We start from the raw sequence: 25,395 nt of genomic DNA on the forward strand, positions 1-25,395 counted from the left end.
GATCGGGTGGCGGCGTTTAAAGGGTTCATGGTTTGGCCGCCGGGCGCGCCGAGGCCTGAACCTGTTCCCAGACGCGCAGGAAGTTGCCGCCCCAGAGTTTGGTGATGTCGGCTTCGGCGTAACCGCGTTCGATCAGCTCGGCGGTCACGTTGCGGACCTCACTGACGTCGTTAAAGCCTTTCACGCCGCCGCCATCGTTGAAGTCGGAACTGATGCCGACATGGTCGATACCGATCTTCCTGACGGTGTAGTCGATGGCGTCGACGAAATCCTTGACCGTGGCCTTGGGTTCTTCCTCAAGAATCGCGTACAGCTTGCTGGCGTAGGCACCGAAACGCTGTTCGGGCCAGACGGTGATGATCGGATCGCCCGGCATCAGCGCCATCGCCAGGTTCGGCAATGGCGGCAGGTCGAAATCCTTGCGCAGGGCGTTGAGCTTGTCCTGGGTTTTCTGGGTCAGTGGCTTCAAATAGGCCGGAAACGCCACGATCTGCACCACACCGCCGCTCTGTTTGATGAGCTGCAGTTCCTCGTCGCTGAGGTTGCGCGGGATGTCCACCAGCGCGCGCGGTGCCGAGTGCGAGGCGACCATCGGCGTGCGGCTCAGCTGGCTGACCTGCAGCAGCGCCTTGCTGGACATCTGCGACACGTCGATGATCACGCCCAGGTCATTGAGGCGCTGCACCGCCTGCTTGCCGATCTCTGACAGGCCGCCCAGCGCGTCGGGCGTGTCGTTGAGAAAGGGCAGGGGGCGTGAAGAATCCGCCCAGCTGTTATTGCCCACGTAGCTGAAACCGAACATGCGCATGCCGCGCGCGGTCCAGTGGTCCAGCAGGTTCAGGTCGTCGCCCAGCGGGTAGGCGTTGAGCATGCTGATGAAGATCGCAAACTTGCCCTCGCCGTGCAGGCGGCGCATGTCGTCCGGGGTGTAGGCAATGCCGACCTGATGGGGAAAATCGCGAACCAGGCCGGTGATGATTTTGTAGCGCACTTCCTGCTGGTGGCGTGCTTCGTCAACAAAACCAGGGGTCGGACGATGCGGGGCGTTGTCGCCGTTCCAGATTTCCGGCCAGCCAAAAATCGTCAACGCCGCGCCGGAGAGCCTGCCGCGGGCGGTTTTCACCAGGTCGAACTGCCCCGAACCGTCCTTGTCGGCCTCGTTGCCCTCACTGCCGAATTTCATCGGCACGGTGATGTGGCTGTCGAAGGAAATGATCCGCTCTTGCAGGTCGTCGGCCTGCTTCATGACCTTGACCGGGTAACTGGCGGGCAAGCCGTAATTCCAGGCCAGAAAACCCGCGCCTGCACTAATGGCCAGAGCCAGCGGCAGGCCGATGAAGAGAGCCTTTTTCCAACGCGGTCTTGTCATTTCCGTCTCGTTTGATTAACCGGGGCGCGGCCTGCAAGGGCCGTTGCTATCTGGTGGAGAACGAGCGGATGGGCGAAAAATTTAGCACAACGTGCTGTGTGCAGGCGTTGAGCTAAATTTGTCAGCCGGTTTTACGTTCTAGCTTGGATAACGGCGGTCTCGGGTTGGAACAGGTAGGCAATGACGATTTCTCGACGAGGGTTCATGGCAGGGCTGGCGCTGACCGGCGCGGCGCTTCCGGCTGCTTATTACGCGCACCGCGAACTCACCCGCGTCGAGGAACCCGTGACGCCGGGCGAGGCCACGGCCGGGCCTGCGGACACCGCCACTCAGCGTCTGGCCGACAAACTGCGTGGCGTGTGGACCCTGCGTTTCGAGGGTCGTGATGCCGGACTGAGCGGAGCTCCGCTGCAAGGCCTGGAAATGTTTCTCGACATTGCCCCGCGTGGGCGCGGCCTGCGCGGCTATATCGACACGGCCGAGCAGTTGCGCGGCGAGGGCATGCCGCGCTTCCGGGTGATCGGCGACCTGCAACCGGCCAATGCCGCGAAACTGTATCTGCGGGTCATGGACGGCCATGCGGGCAACGATCCGCACAGCGACACCCCGGATTACGAATTCAGCCTGACCCTCGATGAAGTCTGGGGCGCGTTCGGCAATGCCGGCAGCGGCACGCTCAGCGGGCGTGTCGAGCGACTGGATCGGCCATTGGCCCTGCCGGAGCTGGAAAACCGCCTGATCGCCATCAAACAGGTTTTCCCCGAAGCGCGGGAGCGGGTGGCTTTGAGTCCGCCATTTCTGGCCTGGCTGGTTTCCAGGGAGCATCGCCTGTTTCACCAGCTCTGGCATGCGTCTCGGGACAAATGGCACAAACTGCCCGAGGATAAACGCGATGCCCTGCGCGGTATCGGCTGGCAGCCGGGGCCACGCGACAAAGAACGTGATGCCCGTGGACCGCGCAAGGACCGTAATGGGTCGGGTGAAGACTTTTTCTACATGCACCGGCACATGCTGATCCAGGCGCGCAAGATTCAAGACCTGCCGTCGTGGCCGCGCTTTCCGTTGCCGCAACCGGAGCTGGAGCGTGACCGGCTGGGCTTTGCCCGCTACTTCGACAATCACGACGGCTGCGCCTTGCCGCCCAACTGGCTGGCGCAGGGTGATGAGGAGTACACGCAGCTGGTCAGCGACATCAAAAGCCACGAGACGTACCACACGCATTTTGAGGTGTGGGAATCGCAGTACCGCGATCCGCGTTTTCTGTCGAAGCTGACGTTGGGGCAGTTCGGTTCGCAGGTCGAGCTGGAGCTGCACGACTGGCTGCACATGCGCTGGGCCTCGGTGGCGCGCGACCCGGCCAATGGCCAGCCGGTGCCGATGGCACGCCGCTCGGATGACTTCGCCGAGCGCTGGTTCGAGCCGGAAAACGACTTTCTCGCCGACCCGTTCTCGTCGCACGTGAACCCGGTGTTCTGGATGTTCCACGGCTGGATCGACGACCGCATCGACGACTGGTTCCGCGCCCATGAGCGCTTTCATCCGGGCGAAGTGAAACGCCTGGACGTCAACGGCGTGCCATGGTTCGCACCGGGCCGCTGGGTTGAAGTCAGCGACCCGTGGCTGGGACCGGAAACCCACGGTTGCAGCACCGTGCCGGGGCAGACGGCGGGCACGACCATGGAAATGGACCCGGAAGTGATGAAGCTTGCGCTGCGCATTACCTTTGCGGCGGATGACAAATTGAGCAACCTGCTGCGCCGCGTACCGCGCAGACCTTGGTATGCAAGGAATCTGTTGCCGGAGAGGTGGTTTTAGCGAGCGGCATGCCGACGCGGAGCGTCGCACGATAGTTGAGACTATCGTTCCGCACGCTCCAGCGTGGGAATGCAGTTCTCGACGCTCTGCGTCGCACGATAGTGGATCGTGCGCTCAGCGCACCTGCCAACCCCCACCCAGTGCTTTGTACAGCGCAATGCTTGTCTGCACCCTTGCTAGCCGCAACTGCACACTTACATCCTGCGCCAGGTACAGCGTGCGTTGGGTTTCCAGTACGGTCAGCAAGTCCTCGGCGCCGGCTTCGTAGCGGCTCTGGGCAATGCGGAAGGCGGTTTGCGCCTGTTTAAGTTCCTCTTCGTGCCAGTAGCGTTGCTGGTCGAGGCCGCTGATGCTGTTCAGGGCTTTTTCGACGTCGGCGAAGCTGTTGATGATCGCGCCGCGGTAGGTTTCCAGCAGTTCTTGCTGGCGAGCCAATGCGCGGTCGCGTTCAGCGCCCAAGCGCCCATTATTGAAGATCGGCCCGACCAGACCGGCGGCCAGGCTGCTGAACGGTGCACGCAGCCAGTCTTCGGCGCGGGTCGCTTCGGTGCCCAGCCTGGCGCTCAGCGTCAGTTTCGGCAGCATCGCCGCGCGGGCCACGGTGACGTTGGCCTGCGCCGCCGTCAGTTCGGCTTCGGCCTTGGCCAGATCAGGACGGCGGGTCAGCAGCTCGCTGGGCACGCCTGCGCCGATGTCCGGCCAGTTCAAGGTGTCGAAGCCCTGATCGCTCAGTTTGAGGTGCTGCACCGGCTGGCCGAGCAGCGCCGCAAGGGTGATCAACTGTTCGTTGGCCAGTTGCTGAATGCGCGGCAATTCGCGCTGCTGGGTGGCGACCAGATTCTTCTGCTGTGCCAGTTCCAGTGCAGTGGCCGAGCCCGAATCAAAACGGGTCTGCACCAGCTTCAAAACGCTCTGCGCATTGGCCAGGTTGAGTCCTGCAATCCGGCCTTGTTCACGCGCCGCCAGGGTTTGCGCATAGCGGTCGGCAACGTTGCTGAGCAGGGTCAGCTCCACGGTCGCCTGATCGAACTCGCTGGCGCGCAGGCCTTGTAACGCGCTGTCGCGTCCGGCCGCGATGCCACCCCAGAAATCCACTTCGTAGCTGGCAGTCAGATCGCTGGTGAAGTTGTTGGTGTTGTTGTCGTCGGACGGGTTGGCCTTGCGGTCGCTGTTGCGCACGAACTTGTTGCGTTCGCCGCGCAGGTCAAAGGCCAGTTCCGGCAGCAACGGCGCACCACCGATGATGGCGGTGGCCTGGGCCTGACGCACGCGCGCCATCGCCGCAGCCACTTCATGGCTGTCCCGACTTGCCTGGGCGATCAAACGGTTCAGTTCCGCGCTGCCGAAGCGTTGCCACCATTGGGCATCATTACGCTGGCTGGCAGCGCGCTCGGCAAACGCCCAGCGCGCGGGTGGCTGGACGCCGCTGTCCAGACGCGGGGCAGGTGTGTTGCAAGCGCTCAGCAACAGGCAGACGGTCAGCAGGGAAAGGCATGGCTTCATCGAATGGTCATTCACTGGTAAGGGCCGCCACCGGGTCAAGCCGGGCAGCTTTGCGGGCAGGCATGAAACCGAAAATCACGCCGGTGACGAGCGCGCAGGCAAAGGCACCAATCACCGCAGACAGGGTGAAGGCCACCGCCACCTTGCTCGCCAGCAAAGCCGCGCCCATCGCCAGCGCCAGTACGATACCGGCCAGCCCGCCGACCACCGAGAGCATCACCGCTTCGGTGAGGAACTGGCGCAGAATGTCACGCTGCCGCGCCCCGGTGGCCATGCGGATGCCGATCTCACGGGTACGTTCACGCACGGTCATCAGCATGATGTTCATCACACCGATGCCGCCGACCAGCAGCGAAATGGCGGCAATCGAGCCGAGCATCAGTGACAGGGTGTTCTGGGTGCGCGCTTCGGCCTGGATCATTGCGGCGTTGTTGGTCAGCTCGTAATCCTGCTTGCCGTTGTGCAGGCGTTGCAGCAGGGTGCGAATCGCGGCTTCGGCTTGCTTGACGTTATTGGCGTCGCGGGTGGCTATGGTGATGTACTCAGGGTCCTGCGAGCCGAACAGGCGGATGCTGGCCGACGAATACGGAATGGCGATGCGGTTATCGCTGTCCAGATCGCCCGAGGTCGCGCCTTTTTCCTGGAGCACGCCGACCACTTGAAACGGCACGTTTTCGATCAGGATGTATTGACCGATAGGGTCGATGCGATCGCCGAACAGTTTCTGCCGGACTTTGTAACCAATCACTGCCACGGCGGCTGCGCCTTGCTCGTCGGCCTCGCTGAAATAGCTGCCTTCGGCCACCGGCCAGTTGAAAATCGCCGGAAAGTGCGTGTCGTTGCCGCCGACGTAGCTTGAGTGATCGACATTGCCGAAGCGCACCCCGGCCTGTCCGCCATTGACCGGCATGATCATTTTTACCTCGGGCAACTCGCCCAGCGCGGCGACTTCTTCCAGGGTGATGACGCCTTTGGGCGCGCGCGGGTTGGGTGCCTTGCCGTTCAGATAAATGATGTTTGAGCCAAACGAAGACATCTGCGCCATGACCTGGCGCTTGCTGCCTTCACCGACCGCCAGCATGACCACCACCGACGCGACGCCGATGACGATGCCCAACAACGTCAGCGCAGTACGAAAACGGTTGACCCACATGACGCGCCACGCCGCCTGAATCGCGTCGAGCAGCTCGCCTTTCCAGGCACCGTGACTGCCACTGCCCTCGCTCAGGCGCTTGCGCAGATCGACGGCCTGCAAGGCGGCCGGGTTGGCTGAACGTGGCGTGGACAGATCGCGGGCGGTATCGCTGATCACCAGACCGTCGCTGATCTCGATGACCCGATTGGCACGCGCGGCGACTTCCCGGTCGTGGGTAATCAGAATCACCACATGCCCCTGGCTGGCCAGTTCGTCCAGCAAGGTCATGACCTCGGCACCGCTGTGGCTGTCCAGTGCACCGGTCGGTTCGTCGGCAAGAATGATGTGCCCGCCATTCATCAAGGCGCGGGCGATGGACACCCGTTGCTGCTGGCCACCGGACAACTGGTGTGGACGGTTGCCAGTGCGTGACGCCAGGCCCAGGCGGTCGAGCAGGGCAGCAGCCCGTGCGTGGCGCTCTGCGGCGGGCGTACCGGCGTAGATGGCCGGCATCTCGACGTTTTCCTGCGCCGAGCCGGACGGGATCAGGTGGTAGCCCTGAAACACGAAGCCAAACGCTTCGCGACGCAGCCATGCCAGTTCGTCGCCGCCCAGTTCGGCAACGTTTTCCCCGGCGAACAGGTATTCACCCGAGGTCGGGCGGTCCAGGCAGCCGAGGATGTTCATCAGCGTCGATTTGCCGGAGCCGGACGCGCCGACAATTGCCACGAACTCGCCGGCATGGATCGACAGGTCGATGCCGCGCAGCACGTTGACGCGCGGGCTGTCGCCACCGCCGTAGGATTTGCGGATGCCCCGCAGGTCGATCAGCGGCGTGTGCATCTAGCCTCCGCTGCCGACGGGAGCGGGCACCAGCAGGCGATCACCTTCGCTGAGCCCGTCGAGAATCTGCACGCGCAGACGGTCACTGATCCCGGTGCGTACCTGGCGCTTCTGTACCTCACCATTGGCGGCCAGCACCTGTGCGGTCTGAACATCGGCTTGCGCGCCGTTTTGCAGGGCCGCGAGCGGGGCGGTGAGGGTATTTTCGGCTTTGCCGGCGACGAAGAAGATCTGCGCGGTCATTTCTGCCATCAGCGCCTGATCGCTGTTGTCGACATCCAGCAGCACGGTGTAGAGCACCACTCGGCCACCACCGCTTTTACGCGAACTGCTCGGGCTGCCGCCGCCCTGATTGGCCTGGTCCAGCGGCCTGGGCGGCACCGGCAGAATCTGCCGCACGGTACTGTTCCAGCGCCGGTTGCCGCCGCTAAGCGTAGTGAAATAAGCGGTCATACCCGGTTTGACGTGGCCGATGTCGGCTTCCGAGACTTCGGCCCAGACGGTCATGGGCGACAACCGGGCGATGCGCAGAATCAACGGGGTCTGTTGTTGCGCATTGAGGGTCTGACCCTCGCGGGCATCCAGCGCGACAACGGTGCCGCTCATGGGCGCGTAAATGCGGGTGTAACCCAGCGCCGCTTCGTCACTGCGTAGCGCGGCCTGGGCTTCGAGAATCTGCGCCTTGAACATGTCGACCCTTGCCTGGGTGGCACGAAATTCCGATTGCGCCGCCTGCACGTCCTCGGCACGCGTGGCACCGCCTGCGGCAAGGCTTTTCTGCCGTTGTTGCTTTTGCTCGGCCAGCTCGTGCAGCGCACGCTGCTCCTGAAGCTGGGCCTTGAGGTTGTCGATGGCGTAGCGCGCGGCGTCGAGCTTGGCTTTTTGCGTCGATGGGTCGATTTCCACCAGCAAATCGCCTTCCTTGACCTGATCACCCACCTGCGCATGAATCTTCAGGATCTGCCCGCTGGCCTGCGAGCCGACGTCCACGTAACTGCGCGGTTGCAGGGTGCCCAGTGCTGTCACGCTGTTTTCGATAGTGCCGCGGGTCACTGTCACGGTCGATACAGTGCCCGTGCCGTCGGGCAGGATCTGCCAGGCACACACGGCAATGACCGGGAACAGGCACAGCGCCACCAGAAGGGCGCGTCGAGGGTATCGAGAGCGTTTCATGCAGAGTCCTGCGTGGGGAGATATCAGTCAGTCGACGGCTCGGGGCTGCTCTTCAAACAGAGCTGCCAGTTAAACGAGAAATGCAGGCCGGAATTTAGCGCCGATCACCGTTTGGACGAATCAGCTAAAAATTTTCGCCCGCGCTTCGTTTAACGGGGGGCGGCCAATTCGGGTCGTGTTGTCGAGGTGAGGTCAGCGTGATTATGTCTAGAGCATTGCCCGGTTTTCTGTTTGCAGGCCTTTCGGTCGCTGTGGTTTTGCCTGCGCAGGCGCTGGTTGCGCATGAACAAAAGGCCGCTGGCGCCGAGATCCGGCGCACCGGTTTTGGCGTGCCGCACATCGTCGCCGATGACGAGCGAGGCCTGGGTTACGGCATCGGTTACGCCTATGCGCAGGACAACCTGTGCCTGTTGGCCAATGAAGTCGTCACCGTCAACGGCGAGCGCTCTCGTTATTTCGGGCCGGACAAGGCGACCCTTGAACAGCGCAATAACATGGCCAGCGACCTGTTGTTCAAATGGCTCAATACTCCGCAAGCGCTGGCGGATTTCTGGAAAGCCCAGCCAGCCGAGATTCGCCATTTGATGCAGGGTTATGTCGCCGGTTACAACCGTTCGCTGGCCGAGCAGACCACCCAAGGGCTGCCGCAACCCTGCGCGGCGGAGTGGGTACGGCCGATCAGCACTGACGATCTGGTACGCCTGACGCGTCGTTTGCTGGTCGAGGGCGGAGTGGGGCAGTTCACCGAAGCCTTTGCCGGTGCCAAACCGCCTTCGACGCAAAAGCCATTGCAGGTTGATAGCCAGCAGGTGCAGGCGCTGCAACTGGCCGCCGCGCGCAACGAACGCTTTGCGCTGGAGCGCGGCAGCAATGCAGTGGCAGTGGGGCGTGACTTGTCCGCTAACGGGCGCGGCATGCTGCTGGCCAATCCGCACTTTCCGTGGGGTGGCGGCATGCGTTTCTATCAGATGCACCTGACCATCCCCGGCAAGCTGGACGTCATGGGCGCGGCGCTGCCGGGTCTGCCGCTGATCAACATCGGCTTCAACCAGCATCTGGCCTGGAGCCACACCGTCGATACATCGAAACACTTCACCCTGCACCGCTTGCAACTCGATCCGAAAGACTCGACTCGTTACTTGCTGGATGGCAAATCGGTCGCGATGGGTAAACAGCAGGTCAGCGTCGAGGTGAAGCAGGCAGACGGCACTCTCAAGGCTGTGCCGCGCATCATTTATTCATCGAAATTCGGCCCGGTGGTGCAGTGGCCGGGCAAGCTGGACTGGGATGACAAGTTCGCCTTCAGCCTGCGTGATGCCAACCTGAAAAACGATCGGGTGTTGCAGCAGTGGTATGCGATGGATCAGGCTGACAGCCTCAAGGCGTTTCAGGATTCGGTGCACAGGATTCAGGGCATTCCGTGGGTCAACACCCTGGCAGTCGATGCCAAGGGGCAGGCGCTGTACATGAATATTTCGGTGGTGCCGAACGTTGACGCTGTGAAGCTCGCCAGGTGCAGTGACCCGCGTATCGGCACCGAACTGATCGTGCTCGATGGCTCGCGCAGCGAGTGCAACTGGGACGTGTCTCCCGAGGCTGCGCAAGCGGGTATTTACCCGTCCTCGCGCCAGCCGCAACTGCTGCGCACCGATTTCGTTCAGCACTCCAATGACTCGGCCTGGATGGTCAATCCGGCTGCGCCGCTGAAGGACTTCTCGCCGCTGATCAGCCAGGACGGTCAGCCGCTGGGCCAGCGTGCACGTTTTGCACTGGATCGGCTGAGCAGCCTTGAGAAGACGGGCAAGGTCAGCGTCGAGAACCTGCAAGCGATGGTCATGGACAACGAGGTGTATCACGCCGGGCAAGTGCTGCCGGACCTGCTGAAATTCTGCGCCTCGGAGCTGGGTGACGATGCCGCGCGTCTGGCACCTTTGTGTACCGCACTGAAAGCCTGGGACGGACGTGCTGACCTGAACAGCGGTATCGGGTTTGTGTACTTCCAGCGCATCGTGACGTCCATGCAGGCCGTCGCCTCTCGCTGGCGGGTGGTGTTCGACCCGCAGAACCCGGTCCATACGCCCAGCGGGCTGGCCATTGAATACCCGGAAGTCGCCACCGCGCTGCGCGCCGCCATGCTTGCGGCGGTCGATGAGGTGGCCAAGGCCGGTCTCTCTGCCGATACCCGATGGGGCGATATTCAGGTTTCCAGCATCAGCGGCAAACCAATTCCGATTCACGGTGGGCCGGCCGGGCTGGGCATCTATAACGCCATGCAGACGGTCGCGGGCAGGGACGGCAAGCGCGAAGTGGTCAGCGGCACCAGCTACTTACAGGTGGTAACGTTTGATGAGCATGGCCCGAAGGCGCAAGGTTTGCTGGCGTTTTCCGAGTCGAGCAACCCGCAGTCGGCCCATTCAAGGGACCAGACCGAAGCGTTTTCAAAAAAGCACTGGAGTGTGTTGCCGTTCACTGAACAGCAGATCAAGGCTGATCCGGCGTATCAGGTGCAGGTGGTCAAGGAATAGAGTGCAAGCGCGTTTGGGCCATCTGGCCCAAATGCGCTTTTGTGTCATTTCATTCAGCCCGCATTGGTGTCGATATCAGCATCAGTGCCTTGAGTGGGCTGATGATTGCGCTGGTCTTCCTTTTTTTCCTGCGGCTCATAGTCAGGCACGTAAGCGCTGCCGTTGGACTGCTGGCTCTGATTCTGACTTTGTGACTGGCTTTGGCTGGGGGCAGGGGTCTGGCCTTGCGTCTGGCCGTCACCTTTTTCAGTCTCCGGCTCTACGTCCGAAACCTGCGGCTCGATGGCCGGATCATTGCGATCCGGGCCCTGATCCGCTGGCGTGTGCTGGCCGGGTGGCTGTTCTTTCTGACGTTGGGGTTCGATGGACATGACTACCTCGATAGCTGATTCAGAAAAGGGTCTGACAAGCTTTCGAGGCAGGGTTTTTCGGATCGTTCGATGGAAAGTACTCAGTGGAGCGTCAGCTAAGCTAAAGCGGTCCTGCTTTTTCTTGCAGCTTGCAGCTTGCAGCTTAAAGAACCTTCTTGATCGCCTCACACACCGCATCGATATTTTTCTGATTCAGCGCGGCCACGCAGATACGGCCGGTGTCCAGCGCGTAGATGCCGAATTCACTGCGTAGGCGCTGGGCCTGGGCGGCGGTCAGGCCGGAGTAGGAGAACATGCCGCACTGACGGCCGACGAAGCTGAAATCCTGGCCGGCCGGGTTGTCGGCCAGACGCTCGACCATCGCCTTGCGCATGCCCTGAATGCGCACGCGCATCTCGCCGAGTTCTTCTTCCCACATCGCGCGCAGGGCCGGGTCGTTGAGGACGGCGGCGGAAATGATCGCGCCGTGGGTCGGCGGGTTGGAGTAGTTGGTGCGGATCACACGCTTGACCTGCGACAGAACGCGGGCGGTTTCTTCCTTGGATTCTGTGATGATCGACAGCGCACCGACGCGCTCGCCATACAGCGACAGCGATTTGGAGAACGAGCTGGAAGCGAAGAAGGTCAGGCCCGACTCGGCGAACAGGCGCACCGCCAGCGCGTCTTCCTGAATGCCTTGGCCAAAGCCCTGGTAAGCCATGTCCAGAAACGGTACGTGGCCCTTGGCCTTGACCACTTCCAGCACTTTTTTCCAGTCGTCCAGGCTCAGATCGACGCCAGTCGGGTTGTGGCAGCAGGCGTGCAGCACCACCACCGAGTTGTTCGGCAGGTTGTGCAGGTCTTCGAGCATGCCGGCGCGGTTCACGTCATGCGTGGCGGCGTCGTAGTAACGATAGTTCTGCACCGGGAAACCGGCGGTTTCGAACAGCGCGCGATGGTTTTCCCAGCTTGGGTCGCTGATGGCCACCACCGCATTGGGCAGCAGTTGCTTGAGGAAGTCGGCACCGATCTTCAAAGCACCCGTGCCGCCCACCGATTGAGTGGTTAGCACCCGGCCCGAGGCGATCAGCGGTGAATCGGCACCCAGCAACAGTTTTTGCACGGCCTGGTCGTAGGCGGCAATGCCGTCGATCGGCAGGTAGCCGCGCGGCGCGTGCTGGGCGACACGAATCTTTTCAGCTTCAGCCACGGCACGCAGCAGAGGAATGCGCCCGTCTTCATCACAGTAGACGCCCACGCCAAGGTTGACCTTGGTGGTACGGGTGTCGGCGTTGAAGGCTTCGTTGATACCCAGGATCGGATCGCGGGGTGCCATTTCGACAGCGGAGAACAGGCTCATTGTGCGGCGGCTCTTGATGAAGAGTGGGAAGGGGGCTACACGCTGCGGCTCGATGCGCCGGAGCGGTGCGCAAGCAGGGGCTAGTATAGAGAGCATCCCCTCGTCGGGCGACAGGGCGGGGCGGGTTTTTTACAGGTTTTTGCGCATATTTGCAGAACGTTCGTGCCGTTCAAACCTCAATGCTTTAGGTGCGTGACTTGAAAGGCCAGCATATGGCTCCATCTAGTAAACATCATTTCAAAACATCGTACGCACTTTCCCTGCGGGATCGGGCGTTGGCGATGATTTCGTCCTGGCCTGCCCAGTCAGGTGCAGGCGAGCCCTTCGCGCGATCCTGTCGCGTACGAATCAAGTCCGGTATGAATCAAGAGGTCATTTATGTCCGAGTTCCAGCTCGTTACCCGTTTTGAGCCAGCCGGTGATCAGCCCGAGGCCATTCGCCAACTGGTCGAAGGGATCGACGCGGGGCTCGCGCACCAGACCTTGCTGGGTGTAACCGGCTCGGGCAAGACGTTCAGCATTGCCAACGTCATTTCCCAGATCAAGCGTCCGACGCTGGTGCTGGCGCCGAACAAGACCCTGGCGGCGCAGCTGTATGGCGAGTTCAAGGCGTTCTTCCCCAACAACGCCGTGGAGTATTTCGTTTCTTACTACGACTACTACCAGCCTGAAGCATATGTGCCGTCGTCGGACACCTTCATCGAGAAGGATGCGTCGATCAACGACCACATCGAGCAGATGCGGCTGTCTGCGACCAAGGCGCTGCTGGAGCGCAAGGACGCGATTATCGTTACAACCGTGTCATGCATCTATGGTCTGGGCAGCCCGGAAACCTACCTGCGCATGGTGCTGCACGTCGACCGCGGCGACAAACTCGACCAGCGCGCCTTGCTGCGGCGTCTGGCGGACCTGCAATACACCCGCAATGACATGGACTTTGCCCGCGCGACGTTCAGGGTGCGTGGCGACGTGATCGACATCTACCCGGCCGAATCCGACCTTGAAGCGATCCGTATCGAGCTGTTCGATGACGAAGTCGAGAGTCTGTCGGCGTTCGATCCGCTGACTGGCGAGGTGATCCGCAAACTGCCGCGCTTCACCTTTTACCCGAAGAGCCACTACGTCACGCCACGCGAAACGCTGGTCGAGGCGATGGAAGGGATCAAGGTCGAGCTGCAAGAGCGGCTGGAATACCTTCGCAGCCAGAACAAGCTGGTGGAAGCCCAGCGTCTGGAGCAGCGCACCCGTTTCGATCTGGAAATGATGCTGGAGCTGGGTTACTGCAACGGTATCGAGAACTACTCGCGCTACCTGTCGGGTCGTCCGTCCGGCGCGCCGCCGCCGACCTTGTTCGACTACCTGCCCGCCGATGCTTTGCTGGTGATCGACGAGTCCCACGTCAGCGTGCCGCAGGTCGGCGCGATGTACAAAGGCGACCGTTCACGCAAGGAAACCCTGGTCGAGTACGGTTTTCGTCTGCCATCGGCGCTGGACAACCGGCCCATGCGCTTCGACGAGTGGGAAGCTATCAGCCCGCAGACCATCTTTGTTTCTGCGACACCGGGCAACTATGAAGCGGAGCATGCAGGCCGTATTGTCGAGCAGGTGGTGCGCCCGACCGGTCTGGTCGACCCGCAGATCGAAATCCGCCCGGCGCTGACTCAGGTTGATGACCTCTTGTCGGAAATTCACAAGCGTGCGGCGCTGGAGGAGCGGGTGCTGGTCACCACGCTGACCAAGCGCATGTCCGAGGATCTGACCGATTACCTCAGCGACCACGGCGTGCGTGTGCGTTATCTGCACTCGGACATCGACACGGTGGAGCGCGTCGAGATCATTCGCGATTTGCGATTGGGTACGTTTGACGTGCTGGTGGGCATCAACCTGCTGCGTGAGGGCCTGGACATGCCGGAAGTGTCGCTGGTGGCGATTCTCGATGCCGACAAGGAAGGCTTTCTGCGGTCCGATCGCTCGCTGATCCAGACCATCGGCCGGGCAGCGCGTAACCTCAACGGGCGGGCGATTCTGTACGCCGACCGCATCACCGGATCGATGGAGCGCGCCATCGGCGAGACCGAGCGACGTCGCGAGAAACAGATCGCCTTCAACCTGGAACACGGCATCACGCCCAAAGGCGTGTTCAAGGACGTCGCCGACATCATGGAAGGTGCCACCGTGCCGGGTTCGCGCAGCAAGAAGCGCAAAGGCATGGCCAAGGCCGCCGAAGAAAGCGCCCGTTACGAAAACGAGTTGCGCTCGCCGAGCGAGATCAACAAGCGCATTCGCCAACTGGAAGAAAAAATGTACCAACTGGCCCGCGACCTGGAATTCGAGGCCGCCGCGCAAATGCGCGACGAGATCGGCAAATTGCGCGAGCGGTTGTTGGCGGTTTGAAGCATTGGACACGCCACCTCTCATGTCGATGCTCCGCGTCGGCATGCAGTTGTGACGCTCTGCGTCACAAGTCTTTAGTGCCGCACGATGTCTTGCTGCGCCTGCATGAGGCCGCCATACGCGCTTTTCGATCACGGTGGCACTGACGACGCAGAGTGCGACGTAAGTGACGGCTGAGTCCTGGCGCTGATCCGGGGGTAGCATGGCAGGACGCCAGGCTAGCCGCACCGGACCATGGATGGTCCGTTGCGGCGACCCCCGGATCAGTGACAGGGCGAAGGAACCCGACGAAGTCGGGCCGGAAACGGAGCCAGGGGCTTTGGTCACTTTGGCCCCATCAATCGGCATAGGGGGCAGCCATCTGGCTGCACCCCTGCCACACCACCCGGCATGCGGGTCCGCACCGGGCGGTTCGAGAGGTTGAGGTCAGTAGAGTCGAGGCAGACCCAACCGATCAAACCACGCTACCGTCAGCACACCATGGATCAGCCCGGCACTGTTGTGCCAGGTCCTATGGCTATCGCTGGCTATTGCTGCCGCCAAGTCAGAATTTGCACCCAGCTTGCGAAGCTCTCGGTAGGTGGTTTTGCCAGTCTTCCATTGTTTGAGCTGAATTGCCCTGAGCCTTCGACGTATCCAGCCGTCCAGACTCTTCCATAAACCGGGAGCCTGAGACAATCCAAAGTACGCTTTCCAGCCGAGGAGGTAGGGCCTCAGGTTTTCCACCACTTGCGGCAGGCTGCGACCGCCACTACGCGGTGTCAGCCCCCGGATGCGATGTTTGAATACCTGTAGCGCCTTGAGTGCTACCCGCCGTTTGACCTCGCCTTTGGGAGACTGCCAGAAGCTGAATCCCAGAAACTTGCGGCCAAACGCACTGGCAACGGCGCTCTTGCTCTCGTTCACGCGCAACCCAAGACGGCCGTAAAGGCGACGGAGCAATGCCATCACCCGCTGTCCGGCTTTGGGGCTACGTACGTAAACGTTCGCATCGTCCGCGTACCTGACGAAGCAATGGCCTCGTCGCTCCAGCTCTTTGTCTACCTCGTCCAGCACCACATTGGCCAGCAGCGGTGAAAGTGGTCCACCTTGCGGTGTGCCCCTCGTGCTGGTCATGACCATGCCTTCGATCAATGCCCCACTGTTCAGATAAGCTCGAATCAAACGTAAAACGTCGCGATCCTTCACTTTTCTGCCCAGCCGGGCGATCAGCACATCGTGCTCGACGCAGTCGAAAAACTGCTCCAGATCGACATCGACCACAATTTGCCGCCCTGAGTGGATGTATTGCTGTGCCGCCAAAACCGCTTGGTGTGCACTGCGCTCCGGACGAAAACCATAGCTGTGGTTGCTGAAGTCAGGGTCCAGCAAGGGCTGCAATACTTGCAGTAATGCTTGCTGAATAAGTCTGTCCGTCACCGTAGGAATGCCCAGCTTGCGCTCGCCGCCACCGGGTTTGGGGATCAAGACTCGCCGAACCGGATCAGGCCGGTACGTCCCTGCCAACAACTGTGCGCGTATCCCGGGCCATGCCGTCTTCAGGTGCTCCGCTGTTTCGACGATCCCAAGACCGTCGACACCGGCAGCACCCTTATTGGCGCGGACCTGTTTAAACGCCAGTTGCAGGTTGTCTCTTGTCAGGGCAGCTTGCAGCAACCCTGACCCTGTGGGGGTTGAGTCATTGCGCGGACAGCCGGCTTCATCGCTGGATGCTTTACGCGGGGTTTCACCCTCTGCAATTGCGTCCCGCCCCGGTTTGCCGGGCATCTGATGCATGGCCTGCTGTATCGTCATGTCAAACCTCACTTCTTCTCGTTTGGTCCTTCGCTGCAGCGCAGCTACTATGACCGCTGCTGACTTCTCGCTCCGGCTCACACCGTCGCCCTTTCAGGCATGAGGCGAGATCTCCCCAGGTAAGAACGCCATCCTTCACCGCACAACCGCCGCATTTACGTACCCGGCACTTAGGCCACAAGAGCTTTGCAGTCACTTGGCTGCTCGCCCTGTCCGGATCCGCCTCGAATGCGATTTGTGTACCTCGGCTCGCGGTTTACGCTCCACGCTTCCTCCCCACAGTCGGTCGCCCTTCTGCAGTTGCGCTTCGCTTCATTCACTGTGGCCAGCTTAAGAGAGGACTTTCACCTCTAGGATGGCGCCCATGCTGGGCGCACAAGTGACTCGCCGAGGGGCGAAAAGGTGACCTGAGTCGAACTCCAGTTCACCTGACACCACAGAACCGCCTTGTGACGCAGAGCGTCACGAAAGGCATTCCCACGCAGAGCGTGCGGAACGATAGGTGTTCCGGCGATTACCTTTCACGCTGGAGCCGCATGCCCCCGGCCTGTTAACATTCCGCGCTTGATCGACCTATTTCGGGATTTTCCATGACCACCGTTCGTACCCGCATCGCGCCATCGCCCACCGGCGACCCTCACGTTGGCACGGCCTACATCGCGCTGTTCAACTACTGCTTTGCCAAACAGCACGGCGGCGAGTTTATTCTGCGCATTGAAGACACCGATCAGTTGCGCTCGACCCGCGAGTCCGAACAGCAGATTTTCGACGCACTGCGCTGGCTGGGCATCGAATGGAGCGAAGGCCCGGACGTCGGCGGTCCACACGGTCCGTATCGTCAAAGCGAACGGGGCGATATCTACCAGAAATACGCGCAGCAACTGGTCGAATTGGGTCATGCCTTCCCGTGTTTCTGTACCGCCGAAGAACTCGACGAGATGCGCGCCGAGCAGCAGGCCAAAGGCGAAACCCCGCGTTACGACGGTCGTGCCTTGCTGCTCTCTAAAGAGGAAGTCCAGCGCCGCCTGGATGCCGGCGAGCCGCACGTCATCCGCATGAAAGTGCCGACCGAAGGCGTCTGCGTGGTGCCGGATATGCTGCGTGGCGAAGTCGAAATCCCGTGGGACCGCATGGACATGCAGGTCCTGATGAAGACCGACGGGTTACCGACCTACTTCCTGGCCAACGTGGTCGATGACCACCTGATGGGCATCACCCACGTACTGCGTGGCGAAGAATGGCTGCCATCGGCGCCGAAACTGATCCTGCTTTACGAGTATTTTGGCTGGGACAAGCCGCAGCTGTGCTACATGCCGCTGCTGCGTAACCCCGACAAGAGCAAACTGTCCAAGCGCAAGAACCCGACCTCTGTGACCTTCTACGAGCGCATGGGCTTTATGCCTGAAGCGATGCTCAACTACCTGGGCCGCATGGGCTGGTCGATGCCTGACGAGCGCGAGAAGTTCTCGCTGCAGGAGATGGTTGACCACTTCGACCTGTCGCGTGTTTCGCTGGGCGGGCCGATCTTCGATATCGAGAAGCTCTCCTGGCTCAACGGCCAGTGGCTACGTGAGCTGCCGGTCGAGGAATTCGCCTCGCGTCTACAGACCTGGGCACTGAACCCTGAATACATGATGAAGATCGCGCCGCATGTGCAGGGCAGGGTAGAGACCTTCAGCCAGGTCGCGCCGCTGGCAGGCTTTTTCTTCGCGGGCGGCGTCACGCCTGATGTGAAACTGTTCGAGCACAAGAAGCTGTCGCCGGATCAGGTGCGTCAGGTCATGCAGTTGATTCTGTGGAAGCTCGAATCGCTGCGTCAGTGGGAGAAGGAGCGGATCATGGGCAGCATCCAGGCCGTCGTCGAGCACCTCGAGCTCAAGTTGCGTGACGCCATGCCACTGATGTTTGCAGCGATCACCGGTCAGGCCAATTCGGTCTCGGTGACCGACGCGATGGAAATCCTCGGGCCTGACCTGACCCGCTTCCGCCTGCGCCAGGCACTCGATTTGCTGGGCGGCGTTTCGAAGAAAGAAAACAAAGAATGGGAAAAGCTGCTGGGTGCCATCGCCTGAGGGACATGCCCGCAGGTCTGAATCGCCCCCGGTTTTCCGGGGCTTGAAGGGTAAGTGGTTGTATTACCGACAAAAAACTTTGGAAATTGCAAAAAATAAATTTGACAGCTCAGCGACTCACGCTTAATATGCGCCCCGTCCACTGATGTGGGGCTTTAGCTCAGCTGGGAGAGCGCCTGCATGGCATGCAGGAGGTCAGCGGTTCGATCCCGCTAAGCTCCACCAAATTTAGCGTTTCAGAGCGCAGCTACATTGTTCTGATTCGATGTGAAACAAACGGATCCAGCGACCGTTTGCTTTTACGAGAAGGTTTTGTCCCCTTCGTCTAGTGGCCTAGGACACCGCCCTTTCACGGCGGTAACAGGGGTTCGAGTCCCCTAGGGGACGCCAGTTTCACCGAGTGATACTTCAACGTTGATCTCCGCCGCGAGGCGATAAATCCGGGGCTTTAGCTCAGCTGGGAGAGCGCCTGCATGGCATGCAGGAGGTCAGCGGTTCGATCCCGCTAAGCTCCACCAATTTGCCAGGGTTCACCGCTCGGTGATCCTGACTGAAGGTTTGCGTCCCCTTCGTCTAGTGGCCTAGGACACCGCCCTTTCACGGCGGTAACAGGGGTTCGAGTCCCCTAGGGGACGCCACGATTTCCCGCTCTGCGGGACCAAGGGTCATTCGATTATTGAATGGCCCTTTTGTTTTTCCGGGGTTTGAAAACCCTTTCTTTCTGATTCTTATTCTTCATACATAACCCTGACTAAGCCTCGTGACTAAGTCTCGTGCCAGTGCGTTTGCACGCATCAGGTGGCACCCCTCATCGCATCTACGCCGCAGCACGACGTCATGCCTTGCCGGTAATCACTGCACATAAACGAAAGCGCTTTTTCATCGCGATATCACTGACGACGCAGAGTGCGACGTAAGTGACGGCTGAGCCCTGACACTGATCCGGGGGTAGCTCGGCAGGACGCCGAGCTAGCCGCACCGTGCCAGGGATGGCACGTTGCGGCGACCCCCGGATCAGTGTCAGGGCGAAGGAACCCGACGAAGTCGGGCCGGAAACGGAGCTGGGATAATGAGATGGTCAGCCCGATCCGAGAAACCCGGAGTGTCTACACTTTCCGGGTTTCTCTCTAACGTCGAGGAGATCACTCATGAAAAACGGCCTCAAGCTCTTAGGCATCGACATTGGTAAAAACAGTTTTCACCTCATAGGCCATGATGCAGGCGGCCACCAAGTATTACGCAAGTGCTTCAATCGCAATCGCCTTCTGCAGTTTGCGGCTCAGATTGAACCCTGCACCATTGCAATGGAGTCGTGCGGTGGCTCTCACTGGCTTGCCAGGAAACTCGCCTCGCTGGGGCACCGGGTGAAGTTGATTGCTCCGCAACATGTGAAGCCCTACGTGACGGGCAACAAGAATGACTTCATCGATGCCGAAGCTATATGCGAGGCGGCCTCCAGACCACGTACTCATTACGTTGCCGTCAAGACTGTGGAGCAGCAGGTACTTTCTGTACAACATCGTCTTCGCGAGTCACTGGTTTGCCACCGTACTGAAGCCATCAACAGGGTGCATGGTTTTTTGCTTGAGTTCGGAATTGCCTTGCCAGCCACCAAGGCAGCGATCGCCAAAGTGCCTGAGCTGATTGACGATTCACGTAGCGACCTGCCGCTGCAGTTCAAAAGGGTCATGGAGCATTTGCTGGAGGATATTCATCGCCTTGATACCGAAATAAAGGCCTGTGATGCGCAAATCAAGCAGCAACTGGCGCAAGACGATGCTGGTACACGCTTGATGACGATTCCTGGCATTGGTCCTATTACCGCCAGCGCATTTGTAGCGGATCTGGGTGACGCTTCCAATTTTCGAGCCTCACGAGACCTTTCCGCTTTTCTGGGGCTGGTTCCCAGACAGTTCTCTACAGGCGGGAGACCCGTATTGCTGGGTATCAGCAAGCGAGGTGACAGGCACCTGCGAACCCTGTTGGTGCAAGGTTCTCGAGCGCTCATGATTCGAATAGAACGCCGCGATGATGCCCTTGGGCAGTGGGTAAGAGACTTGTTGGCACGCAAGCATCCGAACAAGGTGGCATGTGCTTTAGCGAACAAGCTGGCAAGAATCGTATGGGCGGTGCTCAGACGAGGTAGCACTTACAACGCATCAATGATCTGAGTAGGACATAGGCGTACCGGCTTTTGCGACGCAGTGATGATGACGATAAACAGCTCATGGCCAGACTGAAAACCTGATAGCAATGCAGCCTTCGAGGCTTTAGGGATTTTTGAGGACAGTAAGGCGGCGAATACTCATCAAGGGCCGGGCAGCGAAATTGCCCAGAATGAGCCCGGATACATTAGCGCAAGCATGCTTTACCGCTCATCGAACTGCGATTGCAGGAGGTGGGCTGACCATACATTTGCTTACTTTGGCCCCTTCAAAGTAAGTCGCCGAGGGGCGAAAAGGTGACCTGAGCCGAAAACAGACATCACTGACATTGCAGAACCGCTTTGATGCAGAGCGTTACGAACACAAAGAGGACGCAGAGCGTCCAGAACTGCATGCCGACGCGGAGCATCGGCACGATAGTCATGCACAAGCCTGCTTCTGCCCGAAGGGCTGGGGGCGACCGGGGCGGCGATCCGCATTGTTCGCGAAGACTGTGTTTCAGGCGACCCGATTTCTGCGACTGTACGGGCCATTTCGCGAACAAGTTCGCTCCCACGGATCCTGACTTCGCTACACTCCCGCCAATCACATCCACTCAAGCAGGAGCACGCATGGTCTGGGATCGGGCAACGCCTTTCGTCATTGACCTGAACGTCGGCGCCGAAGACATTGATGGGCTGGGGCATGCCAATAATGCCGTGTATGTCTCCTGGCTGGAGCGCTGCGCCTGGCGGCATTCGCAGTTTCTGGGCCTGGACCTGACCGAATATCAGCGTCTGGACCGGGCCATGGCAGTGGTCAGGCACGAGATCGACTACCTGGCCAGCGCCTACGAAAGCGACGAACTGCAACTGGCAACCTGGATCACCGACTGGGATCGCCGTCTGAAAATGACCCGCTGCTTTCAGCTCAAGCGGCCTGCCGACAACCTGACGCTATTACGCGCGCAAACCACCTTTGTCTGCATCGAACTGTCCAGCGGTCGGCCCAAACGCATGCCCGCCGAGTTCATCGAAGGCTACGGTGCAGCCATTCCCGACAGCGACGTTCCCAATCCGCACGCCGGGCAGTAAACTGCCGGACTTTTTTCGAGTATGACCCATGCAAATTGCTCTGGCGCCCATGGAGGGGCTGGTTGACGACATCCTGCGCGATGCCCTGACGAAAGTGGGTGGCATCGACTGGTGCGTGACCGAGTTCATTCGGGTGTCCGAGCGTTTGATGCCGGCGCATTACTTCTACAAGTACGCTTCGGAGTTCCACAACGGCGCGAAGACCGATGCTGGCACGCCGTTACGGCTCCAGCTGTTGGGCTCCGACCCGGTGTGTCTGGCCGAGAACGCGGCGTTCGCTTGCGAACTGGGTGCACCGGTGCTGGACCTGAACTTCGGTTGCCCGGCCAAGACCGTCAACCGCTCCCGTGGCGGCGCAATCCTGCTCAAAGAGCCGGAATTGCTGCACACCATCGTCAGCCAGGTGCGCCGTGCTGTGCCCAAAGACATACCGGTCACCGCCAAGATGCGCCTGGGCTACGAAAATACCGACGGCGCGCTGGATTGCGCCAGAGCGCTGGCCGACGGCGGGGCAGCGCAAATCGTCGTTCACGCACGCACCAAGGTCGACGGCTACAAGCCGCCCGCGCACTGGGAGTGGATTGCGCGCATTCAGGAAGTGGTCAAGGTCCCGGTGGTGGCCAACGGTGAGATCTGGACCGTTGAGGATTGGCGTCGCTGCCGCGAAATCTGCGGCGCGCGGGACATCATGATTGGTCGCGGGCTGGTGGCGCGCCCTGATCTGGCCCGGCAGATTGCTGCGGCGCAGAAGGGCGAAGAGGTGGTGCCGATGACCTGGGCTGAGTTGCAGCCAATGTTGCGCACATTTTGGCAAGCCTGCCTGGTCAAGATGACGCTTGTTCAGGCACCGGGTCGCCTCAAGCAATGGCTGGTGCTGCTGACCAAGAGCTACCCCGAAGCGACCTTGATGTTCAATACGCTGCGTCGCGAAACCGACTGCGACCGAATCACCGTACTGCTCGGTTGCTCCACTAAAAGCTGACCCCGACGAACGGTCAAAAAAAACCTGAAAAACCTCTCTTGAAAAGCAAACGGCCGTCCCTATTTTGGTGATCAAGCGATGCCGAATACGGGTCGCGTAAACCACTCGCTGACAAACAGGAGAAATTATCATGGCGACTGCATTTTCACTGGCTCCACTCTTTCGTCATTCCGTGGGTTTCGACCGCTTCAACGACCTTTTCGAGTCGGCGGCGCGAAATGAGACAGCCAGCGGTTACCCTCCTTACAACGTGGAGCGGCATACCGATGATCATTACCGCATCGTGATCGCTGCAGCAGGCATGCAAGAGCAGGATCTCGAGTTGCAAGTCGAGAAGGGTGTATTGACCGTCATCGGCAACAAGCGTGAGCAAGAAGCTGATAACGTAACGTATCTGCATCAGGGTATTGCCCGGCGTGAATTCAAGCTGTCGTTCAGGCTGGCGGACAATATTGAAGTCAAAGGGGCCGATCTTTCTCATGGCCTGCTGAACATCGACCTGGTGCGCAACGTGCCGGAAGAAGCGAAACCAAAGCGTATTCCGCTCAATACTCAGAAAGTACTGAACAGCTGATCAATACGCAGCACGCAGCACGCAACAAAGGCGTCTTCGGGCGCCTTTGCTGTTTTTCATTCGATAGAAGCAGACCTCTGCAACTGCCGCCTGAGTTGCAGCAGCGTCTCGAATTCAGGCCCCGGCAGTGGCTCGCTGAACAGGTAGCCCTGATAGTTGTAACAACCCACGCGCTCAAGAAACGCCAGTTGCTCCGGGGTTTCGACGCCTTCGGCAATCACGTGCAAGTTGAGGCTCTGCGCCATGGCGACGATGGCACGGATGATTTCTGCGTCGTTGGGGTCGCTGGTGGCGTCCTGAACGAATGACTGGTCGATCTTCAGCGTATCCACCGGCAAGCGCTTGAGGTAGGTGAGCGATGAATAGCCGGTGCCGAAATCGTCCATCGCAAAGCCTACACCCAGGTCCCTCAGGCTGCGCATCTTGAGAATGGTGTCGTCCAGATTCTGGATGACGATGCCTTCGGTTATTTCCAGCTTGAGCATGGTCGCCGGCAAGTGATGCTGTTTGAGACTGTGTTCGACGCGCTCGACAAAGTCGCTCTGGCGAAACTGACGCGGACTGACATTGACACCCATCAGAAAGCGGTCTTTCGAGACCAGCCCCTGACTCAGCAGAAGCCCGCCGATTTTACAGGCATCGTCGAGAATCCGGCTGCCAACCTCCAGAATCATGCCGCTCTCTTCCAGTATCTGGACAAACTGGTCGGGCGCCAGCAGCCCGTATTCGGGGTGCTGCCAGCGCAGCAGGGCTTCCGCGCCGGTGATCTGATTGGTGCGGCAATCGACCTGCGCCTGGAAGTGCAGGTGAAATTCGTTGCGGGTGAGCGCCAGGCGCAGGTCGTTTTCAAGGCGCAGACGCTGACTGACCGCCTGTTGCATGGAGACATGGAAAAACTGCGAGGCGTTGCGCCCGGAGTCCTTGGCGCGATACAGGGCGATATCGGCACGCTTGAGCAGGTCGGCAGGGGTCAGGCCGTCGTCCGGAATCAGCACGATGCCGACGCTTGGTGTGACTTGCAGGCGATGACCGTCGAGGAACATCGGTTCGGCGAGCAGCACGCGCAGGTTGTCTGCCAGCACGCGCACCTGATGGGTGACGTGCTCGAGAGAACCGTCCAGGCCACAGATCAGCACCACAAATTCGTCACCGCCCAGTCGGGCCACGGTGTCCTCCTGGCGCACGCTGGCTTCCAGGCGTGCGGCAATGACGCTCAGGACGCTGTCGCCCACCGGGTGGCCGAGTGAGTCATTGATGTGTTTGAAGTGGTCCAGGTCAAGAAACAACAAGGCACCGCGCAGGTTCTGGTGCTGGAGCAGCGACACTTGCTGGCTCAGACGATCCATCAACAGGGCGCGATTGGGCAGGCCGGTCAGCGGGTCGTGATACGCCAGGTGCTGGATCTGCGCCTGGGCACTTTTCAACTGGCCGATGTCACGGGCATTCATCAGCAGGCAGGCGGTATTGTTCAGGGTGATGAACTCGACCGATACATCCAGCACCAGCGGCGCACCTTTTTTGTCTCGCCCGTTCATTTCCCGGTGGTGCATCCGGCCTTTCTGGCGAAGTTCGTCGATCATGAACTCGCGCTGCACGGTGTCGGTCCATATGCCGATTTCGTGGGCGGTACGGCCAAGCACTTCTCTGGCGCTGAAGCCGGTCAGGCGACAGAAGCCGTCGTTGACCTCGACATAGCGACCGGACTCGATTTCAGTGATGGTGATCGAGTCAGGGCTTGAGTGAAACGCTTTGGCAAATTTCTCTTCGCTGGCCTCAAGCGCCGCCTGAGCGCACTGTTGGGTGATGTCCAGCAGGGTGCCGGCCAACTTGACGGGGTTGCCAATTTCATCCCTGTAGATCCGTCCACGGCTTTCAATCAGGCGTGAAGTGCCGTCTTTCATTTGAAAGCGGTAGGTCATCTGCAGACAATCCTGCCGGCTTTCAAGTGCCGCTGTATAGGCCGCGCGGACCCGATCGCGCTCCTCGACGGGCAACCTGTCGAAAAACAGCCTGGAGTCATCGTCGAAGGGCTGTGCGTCCATGCCGTGCAGAAACGATGCACGCGCCGAGGCTTGCAGCCGGCTGTGCGTGATGTTCAGGTCCCAGGTGCCCATCTGCGCCAGGTCCAGCGCCAGTTCGAGGCGCGCGCGGGTTTCCTCGAGAATGCGCTCCGTGTCTGTCGTCGACCGCCCGCTGGAGGTTGGCTGTGCAGGGGCTTGCGGCACGGAGTCGGGCGGAAGGTTGAGCATGTGATCACGAGCCTTTGCT

Annotated in this window: 16 protein-coding genes and 4 tRNA genes; 12 read left to right on the forward strand and 8 right to left on the reverse strand. The window is 60.4% G+C overall.

Annotated elements, in window-relative coordinates; translation table 11 throughout:
• Positions 1-25: 25 nt before the first annotated feature.
• Positions 26-1,369: a pyoverdine-tailoring dipeptidase-like protein PvdM gene (gene pvdM / locus PSPTO_RS11180; RefSeq protein WP_007246323.1), complete on the reverse strand. Its 1,344-nt coding sequence runs from the start codon at positions 1,367-1,369 to the stop codon at positions 26-28.
• Between the two features lie 180 nt (positions 1,370-1,549).
• On the opposite strand from pvdM, the gene PSPTO_RS11185 reads away from it, so the two are divergent.
• Positions 1,550-3,184 (forward strand): twin-arginine translocation signal domain-containing protein, encoded by a 1,635-nt coding sequence (locus PSPTO_RS11185; protein ID WP_011103878.1) that lies wholly within the window; start codon positions 1,550-1,552, stop codon positions 3,182-3,184.
• 114 nt (positions 3,185-3,298) lie between these two features.
• On the opposite strand, the gene PSPTO_RS11195 is transcribed toward PSPTO_RS11185, so the two are convergent.
• From PSPTO_RS11195 to PSPTO_RS11205, 3 genes are read right to left on the reverse strand one after another with little or no spacing between them, the layout of a single operon-like run.
• Positions 3,299-4,687, reverse strand: coding sequence for an efflux transporter outer membrane subunit (locus PSPTO_RS11195; protein ID WP_046463311.1), 1,389 nt, complete (start codon positions 4,685-4,687; stop codon positions 3,299-3,301).
• Positions 4,688-4,694: 7 nt separating this feature from the next.
• Positions 4,695-6,665 carry a MacB family efflux pump subunit gene (locus PSPTO_RS11200; protein WP_005769685.1) on the reverse strand — a complete coding sequence of 657 codons (1,971 nt, stop codon included), beginning with the start codon at positions 6,663-6,665 and terminating at the stop codon, positions 4,695-4,697.
• Positions 6,666-7,838, reverse strand: a complete 1,173-nt coding sequence (locus tag PSPTO_RS11205) for an efflux RND transporter periplasmic adaptor subunit (RefSeq protein ID WP_005769683.1) — start codon at positions 7,836-7,838, stop codon at positions 6,666-6,668. It lies immediately after the preceding gene.
• Positions 7,839-8,041: 203 nt separating this feature from the next.
• On the opposite strand from PSPTO_RS11205, the gene PSPTO_RS11210 reads away from it, so the two are divergent.
• Positions 8,042-10,363 carry an acylase gene (locus tag PSPTO_RS11210; RefSeq protein WP_011103880.1) on the forward strand — a complete coding sequence of 774 codons (2,322 nt, stop codon included), beginning with the start codon at positions 8,042-8,044 and terminating at the stop codon, positions 10,361-10,363.
• A gap of 53 nt (positions 10,364-10,416) precedes the next feature.
• Here the strand turns inward: PSPTO_RS11210 and PSPTO_RS11215 are convergent, their stop codons facing one another.
• Positions 10,417-10,734 (reverse strand): hypothetical protein, encoded by a 318-nt coding sequence (locus tag PSPTO_RS11215; RefSeq protein WP_005769679.1) that lies wholly within the window; start codon positions 10,732-10,734, stop codon positions 10,417-10,419.
• A 142-nt stretch (positions 10,735-10,876) separates the two neighbouring features.
• Complete coding sequence (locus PSPTO_RS11220) at positions 10,877-12,073, reverse strand: amino acid aminotransferase (protein WP_011103882.1); 1,197 nt, start codon at positions 12,071-12,073, stop codon at positions 10,877-10,879.
• A gap of 378 nt (positions 12,074-12,451) precedes the next feature.
• On the opposite strand from PSPTO_RS11220, the gene uvrB reads away from it, so the two are divergent.
• Positions 12,452-14,467, forward strand: a complete 2,016-nt coding sequence (uvrB, locus tag PSPTO_RS11225) for an excinuclease ABC subunit UvrB (RefSeq protein WP_005769676.1) — start codon at positions 12,452-12,454, stop codon at positions 14,465-14,467.
• 426 nt (positions 14,468-14,893) lie between these two features.
• Here uvrB and ltrA read toward each other — a convergent pair whose 3' ends face one another.
• Complete coding sequence (gene ltrA / locus PSPTO_RS11230) at positions 14,894-16,261, reverse strand: group II intron reverse transcriptase/maturase (protein ID WP_011103883.1); 1,368 nt, start codon at positions 16,259-16,261, stop codon at positions 14,894-14,896.
• A gap of 590 nt (positions 16,262-16,851) precedes the next feature.
• Between ltrA and gltX the strand changes: the two genes are divergently transcribed.
• The 9 genes from gltX (at position 16,852) to PSPTO_RS11275 (ending at position 23,127) form a co-directional block, all read left to right on the forward strand.
• On the forward strand, positions 16,852-18,333 hold the full coding sequence (gltX, locus tag PSPTO_RS11235; protein WP_005738107.1) for a glutamate--tRNA ligase: 1,482 nt from the start codon (positions 16,852-16,854) through the stop codon (positions 18,331-18,333).
• Between the two features lie 149 nt (positions 18,334-18,482).
• Positions 18,483-18,558 (forward strand) — tRNA-Ala (locus PSPTO_RS11240).
• An 89-nt stretch (positions 18,559-18,647) separates the two neighbouring features.
• Positions 18,648-18,723, forward strand: a tRNA-Glu gene (locus PSPTO_RS11245).
• A 52-nt stretch (positions 18,724-18,775) separates the two neighbouring features.
• Positions 18,776-18,851, forward strand: a tRNA-Ala gene (locus PSPTO_RS11250).
• A gap of 44 nt (positions 18,852-18,895) precedes the next feature.
• Positions 18,896-18,971, forward strand: a tRNA-Glu gene (locus tag PSPTO_RS11255).
• A 510-nt stretch (positions 18,972-19,481) separates the two neighbouring features.
• Complete coding sequence (locus tag PSPTO_RS11260; protein WP_011103120.1) at positions 19,482-20,504, forward strand: IS110-like element ISPsy7 family transposase; 1,023 nt, start codon at positions 19,482-19,484, stop codon at positions 20,502-20,504.
• Positions 20,505-21,109: 605 nt separating this feature from the next.
• A complete protein-coding gene (locus PSPTO_RS11265; RefSeq protein WP_005769671.1) occupies positions 21,110-21,571 on the forward strand; it encodes an acyl-CoA thioesterase in 462 nt (153 codons plus the stop codon).
• A 28-nt stretch (positions 21,572-21,599) separates the two neighbouring features.
• Complete coding sequence (locus tag PSPTO_RS11270) at positions 21,600-22,553, forward strand: tRNA dihydrouridine(16) synthase DusC (protein ID WP_005769670.1); 954 nt, start codon at positions 21,600-21,602, stop codon at positions 22,551-22,553.
• Positions 22,554-22,683: 130 nt separating this feature from the next.
• The gene (locus PSPTO_RS11275; protein ID WP_005769669.1) at positions 22,684-23,127 is read left to right on the forward strand and encodes an Hsp20 family protein; all 444 of its coding nucleotides are present in this window, start codon (positions 22,684-22,686) and stop codon (positions 23,125-23,127) included.
• A 56-nt stretch (positions 23,128-23,183) separates the two neighbouring features.
• Here PSPTO_RS11275 and PSPTO_RS11280 read toward each other — a convergent pair whose 3' ends face one another.
• Positions 23,184-25,376 (reverse strand): putative bifunctional diguanylate cyclase/phosphodiesterase, encoded by a 2,193-nt coding sequence (locus tag PSPTO_RS11280; RefSeq protein WP_011103884.1) that lies wholly within the window; start codon positions 25,374-25,376, stop codon positions 23,184-23,186.
• Positions 25,377-25,395: the final 19 nt, after the last annotated feature.

Origin of the sequence: Pseudomonas syringae pv. tomato str. DC3000 (genome assembly GCF_000007805.1) — a bacterium.
In the GTDB taxonomy this organism is placed as follows: Bacteria; Pseudomonadota; Gammaproteobacteria; order Pseudomonadales; family Pseudomonadaceae; genus Aquipseudomonas; species Aquipseudomonas avellanae.

Bases quoted from the DNA above. Each gene is read 5' to 3' on its own strand.
- PSPTO_RS11205 (WP_005769683.1), bottom strand. From the start codon at position 7,838: ATGAAACGCTCTCGATACCCTCGACGCGCCCTTCTGGTGGCGCTGTGC.
- PSPTO_RS11220 (WP_011103882.1), bottom strand. From the start codon at position 12,073: ATGAGCCTGTTCTCCGCTGTCGAAATGGCACCCCGCGATCCGATCCTG.
- PSPTO_RS11280 (WP_011103884.1), bottom strand. From the start codon at position 25,376: ATGCTCAACCTTCCGCCCGACTCCGTGCCGCAAGCCCCTGCACAGCCA.
- PSPTO_RS11275 (WP_005769669.1), top strand. From the start codon at position 22,684: ATGGCGACTGCATTTTCACTGGCTCCACTCTTTCGTCATTCCGTGGGT.
- ltrA (WP_011103883.1), bottom strand. From the start codon at position 16,261: ATGACGATACAGCAGGCCATGCATCAGATGCCCGGCAAACCGGGGCGG.
- PSPTO_RS11215 (WP_005769679.1), bottom strand. From the start codon at position 10,734: ATGTCCATCGAACCCCAACGTCAGAAAGAACAGCCACCCGGCCAGCAC.
- PSPTO_RS11260 (WP_011103120.1), top strand. From the start codon at position 19,482: ATGAAAAACGGCCTCAAGCTCTTAGGCATCGACATTGGTAAAAACAGT.
- PSPTO_RS11270 (WP_005769670.1), top strand. From the start codon at position 21,600: ATGCAAATTGCTCTGGCGCCCATGGAGGGGCTGGTTGACGACATCCTG.
- PSPTO_RS11195 (WP_046463311.1), bottom strand. From the start codon at position 4,687: ATGAAGCCATGCCTTTCCCTGCTGACCGTCTGCCTGTTGCTGAGCGCT.
- PSPTO_RS11200 (WP_005769685.1), bottom strand. From the start codon at position 6,665: ATGCACACGCCGCTGATCGACCTGCGGGGCATCCGCAAATCCTACGGC.
- PSPTO_RS11210 (WP_011103880.1), top strand. From the start codon at position 8,042: ATGTCTAGAGCATTGCCCGGTTTTCTGTTTGCAGGCCTTTCGGTCGCT.
- PSPTO_RS11185 (WP_011103878.1), top strand. From the start codon at position 1,550: ATGACGATTTCTCGACGAGGGTTCATGGCAGGGCTGGCGCTGACCGGC.
- PSPTO_RS11265 (WP_005769671.1), top strand. From the start codon at position 21,110: ATGGTCTGGGATCGGGCAACGCCTTTCGTCATTGACCTGAACGTCGGC.
- gltX (WP_005738107.1), top strand. From the start codon at position 16,852: ATGACCACCGTTCGTACCCGCATCGCGCCATCGCCCACCGGCGACCCT.
- uvrB (WP_005769676.1), top strand. From the start codon at position 12,452: ATGTCCGAGTTCCAGCTCGTTACCCGTTTTGAGCCAGCCGGTGATCAG.
- pvdM (WP_007246323.1), bottom strand. From the start codon at position 1,369: ATGACAAGACCGCGTTGGAAAAAGGCTCTCTTCATCGGCCTGCCGCTG.